The sequence below is a fragment of the Celeribacter baekdonensis genome (assembly GCF_003047105.1).
GTDB lineage: Bacteria > Pseudomonadota > Alphaproteobacteria > Rhodobacterales > Rhodobacteraceae > Celeribacter > Celeribacter baekdonensis_B.
The window spans coordinates 3115953-3132032 of sequence record NZ_CP028475.1; the positions used below are offsets into that span (position 1 = coordinate 3115953).

Genomic DNA, 16080 nt, shown 5'->3' on the forward strand with positions numbered 1-16080 from the left:
CTTCATGATATCTTCCCGCCTCCCTCTTCTGCTCGAAGGCCACGATCTGTCTGGTCACGATCTATCTGACACGGCGCCTGCACGCGTTGTGGTCTATCGCCCTACGCATGATGCCGACCTGTCCGATCTCGCGGGCACATCTCTTCAGATCGTTCAGGGGTTTAAGCCCGATTTCGATGCGTTCACAGCGCGCGGGTTTGAGGCCCGTGTTGAGGCTGAGGGTACATTTGATTTGGCTGTTGTGGCTGTGCCGCGGTCCAAAGCGGAGGCGCGGGCGTTGATTGCTGATGCCGCTGCGCGGTCGACGCGTGTGATCGTGGATGGGCAAAAGACCGATGGCATCGACAGCCTGTTGAAAGATGTGCGCAAACGGGTTGAGGTGGCGCAGATCGTCTCCAAAGCCCATGGCAAGGCTTTCGCCTTTTCCGGCGGCGATTTCAGCGATTGGGTTGACCCCGGTGCGCTGCGGCTGATCGACGGGTTCACCACGCGACTTGGCGTCTTTTCGGTGGATCGCATGGACAAAGCCTCGCAGGCCTTGCTGGCCGCGTTGCCTGACAAGTTGCCATCGAAAATCGCCGATCTCGGGGCTGGATGGGGCTATCTCTCCCGTCACATTTTAGACCATCCCGGAGTGAAACGTCTGCATGTGGTCGAGGCAGAGGCCGCCGCGCTGGCCTGTGCGCGCGAAAATGTCACCGATCCGCGTGCGGAGTTTCATTGGCAGGATGCGACCAAATTCACCCCGCCCACCAAACTCGATGCGGTGATCATGAACCCGCCGTTTCACACCTCACGTGCGGCAGATCCTGGGCTGGGTCAGGCCTTTATTCGGGCTGCCGCCGGGATGCTGTCGCCTCAGGGCCAGCTTTGGCTGGTGGCCAATCGGCAATTGCCCTATGAGGCGACGCTTGCCGAGATGTTTGGCACATGCCAACAGATTGCCGATACGGGCGGGTTTAAGGTGCTTCACGCCGCAAAACCGCTTCGCAGGGGCGGCAAAACCGCTTAAGATGGCGCTAACATATTGCGGAGACCACTGATGAGCTTTTCGATTGAAGGCAAGACCGCCATCGTGACCGGTGCGGCCAATGGCGTCGGTTTGGCGATTGTACGACATTTCGTATCCCAAGGTGCGCGGGTCATGTGCGCGGATATCGACGAATCCAGTCTGATTGAACAATACGGGGAGGCCGCCCATCAGGACGAGCCTCATATCGCCTATTTCGCCGGTGATCTGCGCGAAAAATTGACCATCGCCAACCTCTTGTCCGCCACGATTGATGCCTTTGAAGGTGTCGACATCCTGATCAACGCCTCGCGTCAGGTGGCGATGAGTGATCCTTTGTGTGTTGAAGAAGACAATGTCGCCCATTTGATTGAACAAAACCTGATGACCTCGCTGAGATTGACGCAGCAAGTGGCGAAATGGATGATCAAACGCTCCGAAAAAAGCAGCGAAGACGAGGGCATCGTCGGCTCGATCGTGAACCTCTCTTCAATTGCCGCGCGTCGTTCGCAACCGGAATTGTTGGCCTTTTCAGTCTCTTCCGCCGCCGTTGATCAACTCACGCGCTCTATGGCGGTGGCTTTGGCGCCGAACCGCATTCGGGTCAATGCCGTGGCGTTTGGCTCGGTGATGAGCGCAAGCCTCCAGGGGATGTTGGCGGAAAACCCCGATTACCGAAATGAGATCATCGCGAAGACGCCGCTGGGCCGGGTCGCACAGGCCGCAGAGATTGCCGAGACTGTGCAATATTTGGTGTCTGAGGCCTCCGGGTTTATGACCGGGCAAATCCTGACTTTGGATGGCGGGCGCACTCTGGTTGATCCGGTGCACGCGCCCACTCATTAAGTTTGAAAGGCTCTCATCGGTCTCAGCTCGGATATTGCTGCACACAGGCTTGGGTTGCGGCCTCTGCCTGTCTTGCCAATTGCGCTTCTTTCTTTTTCAGCGCTGCCAATTTTGCCGCTTCGGCATCAAGGTCGATGGCTTTCGGAACACGCCGGGTTTCGACGTCGGGCACGCGACAGTAAATGGCTTTGCCATCCGCATCTTCACCACAGCGCTGAATGTCATAGTCGATGTATTCTTTTTCGACCAAGGCATAGCCACGGGCGAGATTGCCTTCGGCCTCGGAAATAAAGCTTTGCACCTGACGCAAATCTTTTGTGGCACGGGAAATGCACATCTGTTGTTCGGAACAGGCGGCGACAAGCGGCAACAGCATAAGGGGAGCAAGCCAACGCATTTGAAAATCTCCTTTTCAACTCTGTCCATACAATAGGCTTTTTCTGGCGTGGGGGAAGGGATCTTGCCGCTCTTGGCGCATTGCTGCTACTTCTTGGCGCAACATGATGCGCCGGAAAGGACTGCCTGAATGAGCCAAGACGCCCGCCAAGAGATGAGCCCAGAGATGATTGACGAAAAATCCCGCGCCTCCCTTTGGTTTCGAGATTTGCGCAATCAGATTGTCACCGCGTTCGAGGCGCTCGAAGACAGCCAAACCACAGGCCCTTTTGCCGATTTGTCCGCCGGGCGCTTTGAGGTCACGGAGACCAAGCGCAGCTCGGATGACGGTTCTGACGCGGGCGGCGGGGTGATGTCCGTGATGCGCGGCGGTCGGGTGTTTGAAAAGGTCGGCGTCAATATTTCCACTGTTTACGGTGAGTTGGGCGAGCGGGCGCAAATGGCCATGGCCGCGCGTAAAGGCATTCCGGGGATGAAAGACGATCCGCGGTTTTGGGCGGCGGGGATTTCGCTTGTCGCGCATATGCAGAACCCGCACACGCCCGCCGTTCACATGAACACGCGGATGTTTTGGACGCCGCATGCGTGGTGGTTTGGCGGCGGATCGGATTTGAACCCCTGTATCGAATATGCCGAGGACACGGAGGCGTTTCACGCGGTGCAAAAGCATCACTGTGATCGCCATGACCCGAACTATTATCCGCGCTTCAAAGACTGGGCGGATGAGTATTTTTATGTCCCGCATCGCGGTCGGGCGCGTGGCGTAGGCGGTATCTTTTTTGACGATCACAACACGGGCGATTGGGAGGCAGATTTTGCCTTTACCCAAGATGTGGGTCGCGCGTTTTTGCCCGCCTTCTTAGGCGCGACAGAAAAGCGCCGCGATACGCCGTGGACCGAGGCCGACAAAGACACGCAACTGGTTCATCGCGGCCTCTATGCCGAATATAACCTCGTCTATGATCGTGGCACCAAGTTTGGTTTGGAAACCGGCCATGACGCCAATGCCGTGTTGATGTCCCTACCGCCGATGGCGAAATGGGTCTGACCTACAACGAAAAGCCCCGCATATTGCGGGGCTTTCTTTGACGGGGCTTTTGGTTTCAGACGTTTTCCCGAAGCGTCTCGATCATCAGGGACACGTTGTCAGGATCTGCATCCGGTGTGATGCCGTGACCGAGGTTGAAGATATGCGGGCCTTTGGAAAACGCATCGCGGACATGACGCACCTCGTCGATCAAGCCTTGGCCACCTGTGACCATATGGCTTGAGGCCAGATTGCCCTGAACGCAGCCGTCTTTTTGCACATGTTCTGCGCCCCATTCGGGTGTGACAGAATTGTCCAAGGCGACGCAATCGACCCCGGTTTTGGCATGAAAGCCGATGTAACCGTCGCCCGCTTCGCGCGGAAAACCGATGACCGGAATGCCCGGATGGCGCTTTTTCAACTCGGAGGTGATCCGGCGTGCGGGCTCGACGGCATATTTTTCAAACGCCTCGCCTTTGAGGCTCCCGGCCCAGCTGTCGAAAATCTTGACGACTTCGGCACCGGCTTGGATTTGCATGTCGAGATATTCGATCGTGCTGACGGTCAACAGGTCGATGATCTTTTCAAAGAGGTCGTTATTGCCCTCACGCAGGGCATGGGCCGGGCCTTGGTCCGGGGTGCCGCGCCCGGCAATCATATAGGTCGCAACCGTCCACGGCGCGCCAGCAAAGCCGATCAACGTGGTCTCTTTCGGCAGCTCACGCGAGAGGATTTTGACCGTCTCGTAGACCGGAGCAAGCACTTCGTGAATGTCATCCTTGCCCTTCATCGGCGTAAAATCCGCCTCTGAGGTGATGGTCGACAGGCGCGGGCCTTCGCCGGTGACAAACCAAAGATCGGCGCCCAAAGCCTGAGGCAAAAGCAAAATATCGGCAAACAGGATCGCTGCGTCAAAGCCAAACCGACGGATTGGTTGCAGCGTCACTTCGGCGGCCAGTTCCGGGTTGTAACACAGGCTGAGGAAATCTCCGGCCTGAGCGCGCGTGGCGCGGTATTCCGGCAGGTAGCGACCAGCTTGCCGCATCATCCAAATCGGCGGAACCTTTTGCGTCTCGCCTTTGAGCGCTTTGAGGATCGTTTTTTCGGACATCTGCGGCCTCCCGGTTGTGTGTCCCCGCGTTGGTCCCTTTCCTGCGTGCTTTTGTCAAGCGGCCATGACGTCGCCCTGACGTCGCCATGACTTGTCAGGATGATCCGCCGCAGGTATGGCTTGGCCATGACACGCACACTCCCGACCCCCGCTCAACCGCTGAAAATTGGCACCCGTGGTTCCCCGCTTGCGCTGGCGCAGGCCCATGAGACGCGCGCGCGTCTTATGGCCGCGTTTGATCTGCCGCTTGAGGCGTTTCAGATCGTGTCCATTTCGACCCGCGGTGATCGGGTCCAAGACCGCGCCCTGCGCGAGTTGGGTGGTAAAGGGTTATTTTCAAAAGAGATCGAAGATCGGCTTTTGAATGGCGAAGTCGATATTGCCGTACATTCGACCAAAGATATGTCGGTGGAACAGCCCGAAGGCCTGGTGCTTGATACCTATCTGCCGCGCGAAAACCCCTTTGACGCCTTCATCACGCTGGATGGGCGCGCGCTTGCGGATTTGCCTCAGGGCGCGACTGTCGGCTCGTCGTCGCTGCGTCGCAAAGCACAATTGTTGAACAAACGCCCTGATCTTCAGGTCATCGAATTTCGCGGCTCGGTGCAAACCCGGTTGCAAAAACTCAAAGACGGCGTGGCGGATGCGACGTTTTTGGCGCTCGCGGGGCTCAATCGTCTGGGCTTTGAGGATGTACCGCGCGTGCCCGTGACCGCCGAAGAGATGCTGCCCGCCGTTGCCCAAGGCGCGATTTCGATTGAGCGCCGTGCCGCGGATCATCATATCGCCGACATGCTTGCCGCCATTCATCACGCGCCCACAGGACAGGCTTTGGCCTGTGAACGGGCGTTTTTGGCCAAGCTTGACGGTTCCTGCCAAACGCCGATTGCCGGGCTGGCGCAGATTGACGGCGGTATCTTACGCCTACGCGGGGAAATCCTGCGTAGCGATGGTTCCGAATCTCTCAGCGATGATGTCTCTGGTGCGATTACGGACGGTCCAGAGATGGCCATTGAGATGGCCACCAAACTGCTTGAGCAAGCGGGTGAGGGGTTTTTCGACTGGAAATAAAGGACTTGGGCTAGGGCAGGGTCTTGCCGGGGTTCAAAATCCCTTTCGGATCAAACGCCGCTTTCACCGCTCGCATCATCTCCAAGGCCACCGGGTCTTTGCGCCGTTGCATTGAGCTCAGCTTGCCCAAACCGATGCCATGTTCGGCGGAAAAACTGCCGCGCATGTCTTGGACGATGTCCTCCACCGCCTCCATCAACGGGTCGCACAGCGCCTGAGCGGACGGGTAGATCGTATAATGGACATTGCCATCGCCCAGATGGCTGACCGTGCACGATGTCACACCGGGATCAATTGGTTTCAGGCGCGCCTCAGCACGGCTGAGGAAGGTTTCGATCTGATCGACCGGAAGGCAGAGATCATTGATCACCAAAGGCTTGGTGTTGACCGAGATCTCCGCCGCGGCTTCGCGAATCTCCCACATCAAACGGCGCTGTGCCACGGACCCGGCCAAAGCTGCGTCTAACACCAAGCCCGCCTCGAACATCTCGCCCAATATCTCTTCCAGCGCGCTTACAAGCGGCACTTGGCCGGTGTCATCCACGGTACAATCGCGCGGCACGGTGGAGGCGATTTCCAAGAAAATCGTGTGATCCACATCATGCCCCAAAGGCGGCATCAGATCGGCGCGAAACTGCGCCAGACGGGCCATATAATCGCGCGGCATATATTCAAACGCCTCGACCATGCCGCCGGTGTGTTCTTGCAACCGGTTCAAAAGCTGCAACGCATCCGGCAGTGAAGGGACGGTGACCATGGCGGTGGCATAGGCCTGCGGCAGGGGGGTGAGTTTCAACACGGCGGCAGTGATCACGCCCAATGTGCCCTCTGCGCCAATCATCAGATCGCGCAGGTCATAGCCGGAATTGTCCTTGTGCAGCTCGCTCATCAGATCAAGCACACGCCCATCGGCCAAGACCACCTCAAGCCCAAGGCAAAGATCGCGAGTGTTGCCATAGCGCAAAACATTGGAACCACCTGCGTTGGTTGCCAATGTGCCGCCGATCCGCGCCGATCCTTTGGCGCCAAATGTCATCGGGTAGCTCAGCCCCTGTGCCTCGGCGGCGATGTGCAACTCTTGCAGGATCACCCCGGCCTCAACCACGGCGATCCGGGCCTCTGGGCGAATATCGCGAATACGGTTCATCCGCTCCAGCGAGAGGACCAATGCGCCCTCGGCGGCGGTTGCGCCGGTCAACCCGGTGTTGCCGCCCATCGGCACAACGGGCGTGGCTGTGTCATGCGCCAGCGCCATGATGGCGGAAACCTCGGCGGTCGTGTTCGGACGCACCACGGCCAAAGGCGTGGTCACATATTTGCCAACCCAGTCGCGGCCATAGGGCAGGGCGTCAGGCCCGGTCAAAACATGCGGTGTGATCGCGCGCAGGCGCTCTATGAGGTCCATCGGTCGCTCCGGTATTTGGTCCTCGGGGTGTCGTGGAAAATGCGTGGTTTGGCAAGGGTGGGGCATCGACAAAGAGGGTGCCAAAAATCCGTCCCCGCCGAAGACGAGGGGACGGATTTGAAATCCATTCAGGGCCTGTTGCGATCAGACGGCGGAGGAATGTTTGGCCTGTGTCATGTCATAGGCGTCAAAATGGCGGGCGATCATCCGGGTGAGCGGGCGGGCCACGTCAAGGATGACAATGCGCTCCGACGAGGTCGCGAGCATGCCGGGAAACGCGTCACTGACGCCTTTGGCAAAGGCTTCAAATTCGGCCTGCGACAGGCCATGGTTTTGGATCAATTCCGCGACTTCGACCCGGAAATCGCACATCAAAGCCTCGATGATCCGCCCGCGCAAATGGTCTTCGGGGCTGAAGGTATGGCCCTTGGCGATCGGCAAACGCCCGGCGCGCACATCGGCCTGATATTTTGATGTGGCGGGATGGTTTTGGGCAAAGCCTTGTGGGTATTTCGCAATCGAAGAGGCTCCCACGCCGACCATGGTCGGGCATTTGTCGTCGGTGTAGCCTTGGAAGTTGCGGCGCAATGTTCCAGTGCGCAACGCGACCTCAAGACCGTCGCCTTTCTTGGCGAAATGGTCGATGCCAATCTCGACGTAATCATCCCAAACGAACAAGTCCCGCGCCACGTTGAACAGGTCCAGACGTTCTTCGGGCCGGGGCAATTCATCGGTTGGGATCATGTTTTGCCGCCGCGCCATCCAAGGCACATGGGCGTAGCCAAACAAGGCAACCCGGTCCGGCGAGAGGGTCAGGAGCTTTTGCACGCTTTCGGCGATTTTTTCCGGGGTCTGTCCGGGCAGGCCGTACAAAATATCGGCATTGAGCGAAGTGATCCCGCGGGCCCGAAGGCCATCAACGGCGGCTTTCGTGGTCTCATAGGACTGAATGCGGCCAATGGTTTCCTGAATGGCGGGATCGAAATCCTGTACTCCGATTGAGGCGCGATTCATCCCCGCCGCTGCCAGCGCGTCCAAACGCGCGTCATCGACCTCGTTGGGATCAACCTCGACAGAAAATTCGTACCGTTCGGCAAAAGGCGCCACATCACGGATCGCGGCTGACAAATCAGCGATCATACCGGCCTCAAGCAGCGTTGGCGTTCCACCGCCCCAATGCAAATGGCCGATTTTAATCCCATCTGGAAGGCGCGCTTTCAACAGGGCCAATTCGGCTTTCAGTGTCTCGACATAGGCGGCCACAGGGCCCGCCGTGGTTGTGCCTTGCGTGCGACAGGCGCAAAACCAACACAGGCGCCGACAAAACGGCACATGGACATAAAGCGAAATCGGCTGAGACGGGTCCAGAGCCTTAAGCCAGCCTTCCACATCCCCGGCGCTTGTGGCGTCAGAAAAATGAGGCGCGGTTGGGTAGCTTGTGTACCGGGGGACACGAGCGTCAAAAAGGCCGAGCTTGCGGAGTTGCGTGTGCGTGTTCATGGGGATACGATCTAGAGGAACCAAAATTGGGCGCATTGACCCAGATCAAAAACGCGAGCGCACCTATGAGTGACATTGTATTCGACAACAAAGAGTGCGGGTCCTGTCCGATCCGTCACCGGGCTGTCTGTGCTCGGTGCGAGACGGACGAGCTCGAAGAACTCGATTCCATCAAATATTATCGTTCCTATGAGGCGGGCCAACCGATTGTCTGGTCTGGGGATCGCATGGATTTTGTGGCCTCTGTGGTCACGGGCGTGGCCTCGTTGAGCCAAGCCATGGAAGACGGACGCACCCAGATGGTGGGGCTGTTGTTGCCCTCCGATTTTCTTGGGCGTCCGGGCCGAGATGTCGCCCCATATGATGTGGTTGCCGTCTCCAACCTCACGCTGTGTTGTTTCCGGCGCAAACCTTTTGAAGCGCTGATGACGCGCACGCCGCATATCGCGCAGCGGCTTTTGGAGATGACGCTGGACGAACTTGATGCGGCGCGCGAGTGGATGCTGATTCTTGGTCGCAAGACGGCGCGGGAGAAAATTGCCTCGCTGATGGCGATCATCGCTCGGCGCGAATCCTCGCTGGCGCTTAAAAGTACGGGCGACGGTATGATGTTTGAATTGCCGCTGACCCGCGAAGCGATGGCGGATTACCTTGGACTGACGCTTGAAACCGTGTCTCGGCAGATTTCGGCGCTTAAACGTGAGGGAATCATCACGCTGGAAGGCAAACGCAAAGTGATCATCCCGGATTTCGATCGGTTACAGATCGAAACGGGGGACGACACCGATGGCGGGATGATGGCCTAAGGCCAAATCACTGAACCTGCGCCACGCAACTCATATCCCTAAATGTTTTCCGGCCCACAGACTGTTCTGTCTGCGGGTCGGATTGCATTCTGGTCGTGGTGTTGGGCGTCAGTGCGACATCAACACCGGGATATCCGCCAATTCCAACATGTGGCGGGTTGCACCCCCCAAGATCGATTCGCGGAAGCGGGAATGGCCATAAGCCCCCATCACCAAGAGATCGGCGTCCTTGTCTCGCAGTTGACGGCAGAGCACGTCAGAGACACGCGGCATGGTTTTGGCCAAAACCGACACTTCGGCGCGCACGCCGTGACGCACCAACATTTGACACAGCGAGCCACCCGGATCAGAACGATCAGGACCGTGTTGTGGTGGGTCGATGATGGTGATGTCCACGATATCGGCTTTTTGCAGAATCGGCAGAGCGGAACGCACAGCGCCCAAGGCTTCGGCGCTCTCATTCCACGCGACGACGACGCGTTCGATGTTTTGCGGCACATCGGCGGTGTCGGGGACAACGAGAACCGGAACATGGCCTGAGAACAGCGCGGCTTCCAAGATTTCTTCGTGTTCGTGGCTGCGGCCCGGACCGTAAGGGCGGGGCAGAACGACAACATCAGAGAAACGCAGGAAATGTGCGAGCTGTGGAGTCAGACCGGCCATTTGCGCAGTCAGCGGGTTGGTCATCCAAGAAATCTCTTGGGTTTTCATGAAGTCCGTGACCTGAGCCTCAATCTCGCGGCTTTCCGTTTGGGCCTGTTGTAGATTGTCCTGCAAAGCCATCGCATTGGTGCCAGCATAGTAAAAGCCGGGTTGCGTGCGATCGAGGCCCAGACAAATCACGTCAAGATGCCCGTCTTCGCGGCGAGCCAGAGCGGTTGCAGCCTCAAGGGCATGACGATCCGCATCCATGTTGCAAATGATGGTTGTAATAGTTTTAAAAGGCATGGCGACCTCCGTTCGGGAATTGCGTCATTTCGACCTAAACAATGCGCCTGTGTGCGCAACGGGGCTTTGATTGAGATCAACAAATTTGAGAGCCGCGGCGATTTGCGCGGGGGTTCATTTAAATTTAACTATGTAAAAGGACTAAGGGAGCGCAAACTAAGGCGCGAACCGGGCTGTTTTTATAATATTCAGCCCTTTGAGGAACGAATGCGGACAACATACGAAATTTGGGCGAGAAATCCCTTTCTCACGATGCTTTGACTCAGATCAAGGAGGCTCGCCCCGATGTCGTTCAAACCGCAAACTGTCGAGACCTGTGCCAAACACGGGGCGACATGCCTAACGTAAATGGGCATCAGAACGAAGGGACGCAACATGTGGAACTACATTAAGTTGGCAGTGCTGGGGATCGCCGTGGTCCTATTCGGCCTTGCTGCAAACTACGGGCGCGATTTTGGCTATCAAGTCCACGCGCTTATTTTCATGGCCGCGGCGGCCATTACATTCATCTACACCCTGCGGACAACAGGCGACGTCAAAGCACAGCCCGAAGGCTACTTTGATGGCGTCGTGCGCTACGGTGTTATCGCAACTGCCGGCTGGGGCGTTGTGGGCTTCCTGGTGGGGACGTTTATTGCCTTCCAGCTCGCTTTTCCGAGCCTCAACTTCGAGTTCCTGCAAGGTCACGGCAACTTTGGACGCTTGCGTCCGCTGCACACCTCTGCGGTGATTTTCGCGTTTGGCGGCAACGCCTTGATCGCGTCGTCTTTCTACGTGGTACAACGCACCTCCGCGGCACGCCTGTTCGGTGGCGGTCTTGGGTGGTTTGTGTTCTGGGGCTACAACTTGTTCATCGTGCTGGCGGCGACGGGGTATGTCTTGGGTGTGACCCAATCCAAAGAATACGCTGAGCCGGAATGGTACATCGACCTGTGGCTGACCATCGTTTGGGTCGCTTATCTCGTCACCTTCATGGGCACGATCTTTAAGCGTAAAGAAAAGCACATCTACGTGGCGAACTGGTTCTACCTGTCGTTCATCGTGACCATCGCGATGCTGCACATCGTCAACAACCTGGTGATCCCTGTCTCCTTCCTGGGCTCGCGCTCTGTGATGGTGATGTCTGGCGTTCAGGATGCGATGACGCAGTGGTGGTACGGTCACAACGCTGTGGGCTTCTTCCTCACCGCAGGTTTCTTGGGCATGATGTACTACTTTGTGCCGAAACAAGCCGAGCGTCCGGTGTTCTCCTACAAACTGTCGATCATTCACTTCTGGGCTTTGATCTTTCTGTACATCTGGGCTGGTCCGCACCACTTGCACTACACCGCTCTGCCGGATTGGGCTTCGACCCTCGGTATGGTGTTCTCCATCGTGCTATGGATGCCGTCCTGGGGTGGTATGATCAACGGTCTGATGACGCTGTCTGGCGCATGGGACAAGCTGCGCACCGACCCGGTTATCCGGATGATGGTGATCTCCGTGGGCTTCTACGGCATGTCGACCTTTGAAGGTCCGATGATGTCAATCCGCGCCGTGAACTCTTTGTCTCACTATACCGACTGGACCATCGGCCACGTGCACTCCGGTGCTTTGGGCTGGAACGGTATGATCACCTTCGGTGCTCTCTACTTCCTCACCCCGCGCCTGTGGAACCGGGATCGTCTCTATTCGCTTGGCCTCGTGTCCTGGCACTTCTGGCTCGCCACCATTGGCATCGTGTTGTACGCGGCATCCATGTGGGTGACGGGTATCATGGAAGGCCTGATGTGGCGCGAAGTCGACAGCCAAGGTTTCCTCGTGAACGCCTTTGCCGACACCGTGTCCGCCAAACATCCGATGTATGTGGTTCGTGCGATGGGTGGGGTTCTCTATCTCACTGGTGCACTCATCATGTGCTACAACCTGATCATGACTGTGCGTCGTAGCCCTGCAAAAGCAGACGTTCCGGCCATGGCTCCGGCCGAATAAGGGAGGGTTTAAACAATGGCTCTCATTGACAAGCATAAGATCATTGAAACCAACGGCACCCTCCTTATGGTCGGCGCACTTTTGGTGGTCACCATTGGCGGGATCGTAGAGATCGCCCCCCTTTTCTACCTCGAAAACACCATCGAGGATGTCGAAGGCGTGCGTCCCTATTCCCCGCTTGAACTGACCGGTCGTGAAATCTACGTCCGCGAAGGCTGCTACGTCTGTCACTCTCAGATGATCCGCCCGATGCGCGACGAAGTAGAACGGTACGGCCACTACTCTCTGGCAGCGGAGTCGAAATACGACCACCCGTTCCAGTGGGGCTCCAAACGCACCGGCCCGGATTTGGCCCGTGTGGGCGGTCGCTATTCCGATGCGTGGCATGTCGATCACATGACCGATCCACAGTCGGTGGTGCCTGAGTCGGTTATGCCGAAATATGGCTTCCTCGCGGATCGTTATATCGACGCGGAATACATTCAGGACCTGATGTCGACTCATCGGATCGTGGGTGTGCCCTACACCGACGAAATGATCGAAGTGGCGCAAGCGGACTTTGCCGCGCAGGCCGATCCCGACAGTGACTATGACGGGTTGATGGCCCGTTATCCCAAAGCCGTTGTGTCCAACTTCGACGGTCAACCCGGTATCACTGAGATGGATGCTCTGATCGCCTACTTGCAGATGCTTGGCACATTGGTCGACTTCTCGACCTTTACGCCTGATGCATCGCGCTAAGGGGCATGTGATGGACTATCATATCCTTCGTGAATTTGCCGACAGCTGGGTGCTGCTTGCGATGTTCGTGTTCTTTGTCGCGGTGATTGTCTGGGCGTTCCGCCCGGGCTCGCGCAAAGAATATCAAGACGTCTCGACCAGCATCTTCCGCAACGAAGACACACCCGCCGAAAAGGAGGCGAGGACATGAGCAAAAAAGATGTGGAAACAACAGGCCACTCCTGGGATGGGATTGAAGAACTCAACAACCCCCTCCCACGCTGGTGGTTGATGGTCTTTTATGCCTGTATCATTTGGGCCATCGCTTACTCGATCGCGATGCCTGCATGGCCGGGGATCAAAAGTGCAACTGCTGGGATGCTTGGCTGGTCCACTCGGGCAGAAGTGGCCAAAGACATCGCCTCGTTTGAGGAGATGAACGCGGGCGTGAACGCCGAGTTGGCCTCTGCCGATGTCACGACAATCGATGTGAACTCGGATCTGCACAACTACGGCGTCAACATGGGTGCCGCTGTGTTCCGGGCCAATTGTTCTCAGTGCCACGGTTCCGGTGCTGCCGGCAACGTCGGCTATCCGAACCTTTTGGACAACGATTGGCTTTGGGGGGGGACGATTGATGAGGTCGCCTACACCATCCAACACGGTGTGCGAAACGAAACCGATGAGGCGCGCTACTCCGAGATGCCGCGTTTTGGCGCTGACGAGTTGCTTGAACCGGCTCAGATTGATCAAGTGGTTGAATATGTCCTGTCGCTGTCCGGTCAGGACAACGATGCGGCCATGGCCACCGAAGGCGCCGTTGTGTTCGCTGACAACTGTGCGGCGTGCCACCTTGAGGACGGCACGGGCGACATCTTCCAAGGTGCGCCGAATCTGACCGACGCGATTTGGCTCTATGGTGGCGATCGTGCCACCATCAAAGAAACCGTCACCAACGCCCGTTTTGGCGTGATGCCGGCTTGGGGTCAGCGTCTGTCTCAGGCTGAGGTCAACGCGGCCGCGCTTTACGTCCACCAACTGGGCGGCGGCCAATAAGCTATAGGAATCCGGGCGGCAACGCCCGGGTTGCGGCACTGACCCTTGATCCTGTTCGCGCGTTTCTTCAGGGTTGGTGCCAACAAACGACAACAAAGCCGCGCTCTTGAAGGGTCGCGGCTTTGTTTCCATTTGATGTCGCTTCGCTCCTCTATGAGGGGCGGCAGGATGTCACAGGAAAAAGAAACTTTTTTGATGCATCTTTAGGAGCGAGTCTAAAAATCTTGATCCACATCAAGGCTCCATAAAGGTCTCCCCCCCATTAAGGGGAAAACGCGAACTCTGCGAAAAGGCAATGCTCCATGAGCTCTACCGATACCCCCCCGAAGACAAACTTTACGCTGCCCGTGAGCCGATCTTTCCGCGTCGCGTGAAAGGCTATTTCCGGACCCTCAAATGGGTCATTATGGCGGTCACTTTGGGGATTTATTATCTCTCGCCTTGGATTCGTTGGGATCGTGGTCCGCAATTGCCGGATCAGGCGATTCTCATCGACCTCGCCGGTCGTCGCTTTTACTTCTTCTGGATCGAAATCTGGCCGCATGAATTTTACTTCATTGCAGGCCTGTTGATCATGGCCGGGCTTGGCCTGTTCCTGTTTACCTCGGCTGCGGGGCGCGTGTGGTGTGGCTATGCCTGCCCGCAAACCGTATGGACCGACCTGTTTATCCTCGTTGAGCGCTGGATCGAAGGGGATCGCAACGCGCGCCTGCGGTTGCACCGTCAGAAAAAATGGGACCTGCGTAAAGTTCGCCTGCGGATCGTCAAATATATTTCGTGGATTGTGATTGGTCTCGCGACCGGCGGGGCTTGGGTGTTTTATTTCACCGATGCCCCAACGTTGTTGGTTGACCTTGTGACGGGCCATGCCCATCCGGCGGCCTATTTGACCATGGGTGTTTTGACCGCCACCACAGTCTTTTTCGGCGCTATCGCCCGTGAACAAATCTGTATCTACGCTTGCCCATGGCCGCGGATTCAGGCCGCGATGATGGACGAAGACACGCTGACTGTGGCTTACCGCCATTGGCGCGGCGAACCGCGTGGCAAACACCGCAAGGGCGCAGGCGCGGACCAATTGGGGGATTGCATCGACTGTATGGCCTGTGTGAACGTCTGTCCAATGGGCATCGACATCCGCGATGGTCAGCAACTCGAATGCATCACCTGCGCGCTCTGCATTGATGCCTGCGATGACATGATGGACAAAATCGGCAAGCCGCGGGGCCTGATCGACTATATGGCGCTGACTGATGAGCCGCGCGAAATCTCCGGCGAGCCGACAAAACCGGTGTGGAAACACATCCTGCGCCCGCGTACGATCCTGTACACCGTGCTTTGGGCCGCTGTTGGATTTGGTCTGGTCTTTGCTCTCTTTATTCGCTCGGACATCGACATGACCGTCGCCCCCGTACGCAATCCGACCTATGTCATGCAATCCGATGGGGCGATCCGCAATATTTACGACCTGCGTTTGCGCAACAAACATGGCGAAACGCGTGAGTTCCGCGTGAGCGTCTCTGGCGACGCCAACTTGACGGTGACGTTGCAGGGCGGCGACACTACGGCGGGCGATACTATTGCAGTGAACGCCGATGAAATGCGCATCGTGCGGGCCTATGTTGAGGCACCCGCAGGGTCCGACGCCGCAAATTCCGAACGCGAAGAGTTTTCGTTCTGGGTCGAAGATGTGGCAAGCTCCGAACGGGTCTCCGTCGACTCGGTCTTCAACGGCAAAGGAAACTAAACCATGCGCGAAATCACTGGCAAACATGTTCTCATTGGGACCGTGTCCGCCTTTACCGTGATCATCGGGGTCAATATTTTCATGGCGGTTCAGGCCGTGCGGACCTTCCCCGGTCTCGAGGTCAAAAACTCCTATGTTGCCTCGCAGACCTTTGATCACGACAAGGCGTTGCAAGAGGCGCTGGGGTGGACCATCGAGGCCGATGATGAAGATGGCAAACTGTACATCTTTATCCGCGATGCGAATGGCAACCCGGTGGAAGCCGCCGAAATGGGCGGCACACTGGGCCGGGCCACCAATGTTGTCGAGGATCAAACGCCTGAATTTACGTTTAACGGGGAGGCGTATGTGGCCGAAACCGGGGTGCTGGCTGAGGGCAATTGGAACTACCGGATGGTCGCCACCGCACAGGATGGGACGCCGTTCAAACAGCGTGTTATCATTCACGTCAAACGCTAACCGAAAAG

General features: G+C 57.4%; 16 protein-coding genes. 11 read left to right on the forward strand and 5 right to left on the reverse strand.

What is annotated here, in order from left to right; genetic code table 11:
* Window positions 1-4: 4 nt before the first annotated feature.
* Together DA792_RS19015 and DA792_RS19020 are read left to right on the forward strand one after the other, a co-directional pair.
* Window positions 5-1012: a class I SAM-dependent methyltransferase gene (locus DA792_RS19015; RefSeq protein WP_107722059.1), complete on the forward strand. Its 1008-nt coding sequence runs from the start codon at window positions 5-7 to the stop codon at window positions 1010-1012.
* A gap of 30 nt (window positions 1013-1042) precedes the next feature.
* A complete protein-coding gene (locus DA792_RS19020) occupies window positions 1043-1855 on the forward strand; it encodes an SDR family NAD(P)-dependent oxidoreductase (RefSeq protein WP_107722061.1) in 813 nt (270 codons plus the stop codon).
* A gap of 22 nt (window positions 1856-1877) precedes the next feature.
* Here DA792_RS19020 and DA792_RS19025 read toward each other — a convergent pair whose 3' ends face one another.
* Window positions 1878-2252: a hypothetical protein gene (locus DA792_RS19025; RefSeq protein ID WP_107722063.1), complete on the reverse strand. Its 375-nt coding sequence runs from the start codon at window positions 2250-2252 to the stop codon at window positions 1878-1880.
* A gap of 153 nt (window positions 2253-2405) precedes the next feature.
* Here DA792_RS19025 and hemF point away from each other — a divergent pair, with 153 nt between their 5' ends.
* Window positions 2406-3299, forward strand: coding sequence for an oxygen-dependent coproporphyrinogen oxidase (hemF, locus tag DA792_RS19030; RefSeq protein ID WP_107722782.1), 894 nt, complete (start codon window positions 2406-2408; stop codon window positions 3297-3299).
* A gap of 55 nt (window positions 3300-3354) precedes the next feature.
* Here hemF and hemE read toward each other — a convergent pair whose 3' ends face one another.
* The gene (gene hemE, locus DA792_RS19035; protein WP_107722065.1) at window positions 3355-4389 is read right to left on the reverse strand and encodes a uroporphyrinogen decarboxylase; all 1035 of its coding nucleotides are present in this window, start codon (window positions 4387-4389) and stop codon (window positions 3355-3357) included.
* Between the two features lie 126 nt (window positions 4390-4515).
* Between hemE and hemC the strand changes: the two genes are divergently transcribed.
* Window positions 4516-5460 carry a hydroxymethylbilane synthase gene (hemC, locus tag DA792_RS19040; RefSeq protein WP_107722783.1) on the forward strand — a complete coding sequence of 315 codons (945 nt, stop codon included), beginning with the start codon at window positions 4516-4518 and terminating at the stop codon, window positions 5458-5460.
* 10 nt (window positions 5461-5470) lie between these two features.
* Here the strand turns inward: hemC and DA792_RS19045 are convergent, their stop codons facing one another.
* Both DA792_RS19045 and hemN read right to left on the reverse strand, forming a co-directional pair.
* A complete protein-coding gene (locus tag DA792_RS19045) occupies window positions 5471-6865 on the reverse strand; it encodes an FAD-binding oxidoreductase (protein ID WP_107722067.1) in 1395 nt (464 codons plus the stop codon).
* A gap of 144 nt (window positions 6866-7009) precedes the next feature.
* On the reverse strand, window positions 7010-8365 hold the full coding sequence (gene hemN / locus DA792_RS19050; RefSeq protein WP_107722069.1) for an oxygen-independent coproporphyrinogen III oxidase: 1356 nt from the start codon (window positions 8363-8365) through the stop codon (window positions 7010-7012).
* A gap of 65 nt (window positions 8366-8430) precedes the next feature.
* Here hemN and fnrL point away from each other — a divergent pair, with 65 nt between their 5' ends.
* On the forward strand, window positions 8431-9171 hold the full coding sequence (gene fnrL, locus DA792_RS19055; protein WP_107722784.1) for a transcriptional regulator FnrL: 741 nt from the start codon (window positions 8431-8433) through the stop codon (window positions 9169-9171).
* Between the two features lie 108 nt (window positions 9172-9279).
* Here fnrL and DA792_RS19060 read toward each other — a convergent pair whose 3' ends face one another.
* Window positions 9280-10119, reverse strand: a complete 840-nt coding sequence (locus tag DA792_RS19060) for a universal stress protein (RefSeq protein ID WP_107722071.1) — start codon at window positions 10117-10119, stop codon at window positions 9280-9282.
* A 375-nt stretch (window positions 10120-10494) separates the two neighbouring features.
* Here DA792_RS19060 and ccoN point away from each other — a divergent pair, with 375 nt between their 5' ends.
* From ccoN to DA792_RS19090, 6 genes are all read left to right on the forward strand, one after another.
* The gene (ccoN, locus tag DA792_RS19065; protein ID WP_107722073.1) at window positions 10495-12090 is read left to right on the forward strand and encodes a cytochrome-c oxidase, cbb3-type subunit I; all 1596 of its coding nucleotides are present in this window, start codon (window positions 10495-10497) and stop codon (window positions 12088-12090) included.
* 15 nt (window positions 12091-12105) lie between these two features.
* Complete coding sequence (gene ccoO / locus DA792_RS19070) at window positions 12106-12831, forward strand: cytochrome-c oxidase, cbb3-type subunit II (protein WP_107722075.1); 726 nt, start codon at window positions 12106-12108, stop codon at window positions 12829-12831.
* Window positions 12832-12841: 10 nt separating this feature from the next.
* On the forward strand, window positions 12842-13021 hold the full coding sequence (locus DA792_RS19075; RefSeq protein WP_107722077.1) for a cbb3-type cytochrome oxidase subunit 3: 180 nt from the start codon (window positions 12842-12844) through the stop codon (window positions 13019-13021).
* Entirely contained in the window at window positions 13018-13866 is an 849-nt protein-coding gene (gene ccoP / locus DA792_RS19080; protein ID WP_107722079.1) for a cytochrome-c oxidase, cbb3-type subunit III, read from the forward strand. The genes DA792_RS19075 and ccoP overlap by 4 nt, the downstream gene beginning before the upstream one ends.
* A gap of 295 nt (window positions 13867-14161) precedes the next feature.
* The gene (ccoG, locus tag DA792_RS19085) at window positions 14162-15613 is read left to right on the forward strand and encodes a cytochrome c oxidase accessory protein CcoG (protein WP_107722081.1); all 1452 of its coding nucleotides are present in this window, start codon (window positions 14162-14164) and stop codon (window positions 15611-15613) included.
* 3 nt (window positions 15614-15616) lie between these two features.
* On the forward strand, window positions 15617-16072 hold the full coding sequence (locus tag DA792_RS19090) for a FixH family protein (RefSeq protein WP_107722083.1): 456 nt from the start codon (window positions 15617-15619) through the stop codon (window positions 16070-16072).
* The last annotated feature ends 8 nt before the right edge of the window (window positions 16073-16080 follow it).

Bases quoted from the DNA above. Each gene is read 5' to 3' on its own strand.
- DA792_RS19015 (WP_107722059.1), top strand. From the start codon at position 5: ATGATATCTTCCCGCCTCCCTCTTCTGCTCGAAGGCCACGATCTGTCT.
- DA792_RS19020 (WP_107722061.1), top strand. From the start codon at position 1,043: ATGAGCTTTTCGATTGAAGGCAAGACCGCCATCGTGACCGGTGCGGCC.
- DA792_RS19025 (WP_107722063.1), bottom strand. From the start codon at position 2,252: ATGCGTTGGCTTGCTCCCCTTATGCTGTTGCCGCTTGTCGCCGCCTGT.
- hemF (WP_107722782.1), top strand. From the start codon at position 2,406: ATGAGCCCAGAGATGATTGACGAAAAATCCCGCGCCTCCCTTTGGTTT.
- hemE (WP_107722065.1), bottom strand. From the start codon at position 4,389: ATGTCCGAAAAAACGATCCTCAAAGCGCTCAAAGGCGAGACGCAAAAG.
- hemC (WP_107722783.1), top strand. From the start codon at position 4,516: ATGACACGCACACTCCCGACCCCCGCTCAACCGCTGAAAATTGGCACC.
- DA792_RS19045 (WP_107722067.1), bottom strand. From the start codon at position 6,865: ATGGACCTCATAGAGCGCCTGCGCGCGATCACACCGCATGTTTTGACC.
- hemN (WP_107722069.1), bottom strand. From the start codon at position 8,365: ATGAACACGCACACGCAACTCCGCAAGCTCGGCCTTTTTGACGCTCGT.
- fnrL (WP_107722784.1), top strand. From the start codon at position 8,431: ATGAGTGACATTGTATTCGACAACAAAGAGTGCGGGTCCTGTCCGATC.
- DA792_RS19060 (WP_107722071.1), bottom strand. From the start codon at position 10,119: ATGCCTTTTAAAACTATTACAACCATCATTTGCAACATGGATGCGGAT.
- ccoN (WP_107722073.1), top strand. From the start codon at position 10,495: ATGTGGAACTACATTAAGTTGGCAGTGCTGGGGATCGCCGTGGTCCTA.
- ccoO (WP_107722075.1), top strand. From the start codon at position 12,106: ATGGCTCTCATTGACAAGCATAAGATCATTGAAACCAACGGCACCCTC.
- DA792_RS19075 (WP_107722077.1), top strand. From the start codon at position 12,842: ATGGACTATCATATCCTTCGTGAATTTGCCGACAGCTGGGTGCTGCTT.
- ccoP (WP_107722079.1), top strand. From the start codon at position 13,018: ATGAGCAAAAAAGATGTGGAAACAACAGGCCACTCCTGGGATGGGATT.
- ccoG (WP_107722081.1), top strand. From the start codon at position 14,162: ATGCTCCATGAGCTCTACCGATACCCCCCCGAAGACAAACTTTACGCT.
- DA792_RS19090 (WP_107722083.1), top strand. From the start codon at position 15,617: ATGCGCGAAATCACTGGCAAACATGTTCTCATTGGGACCGTGTCCGCC.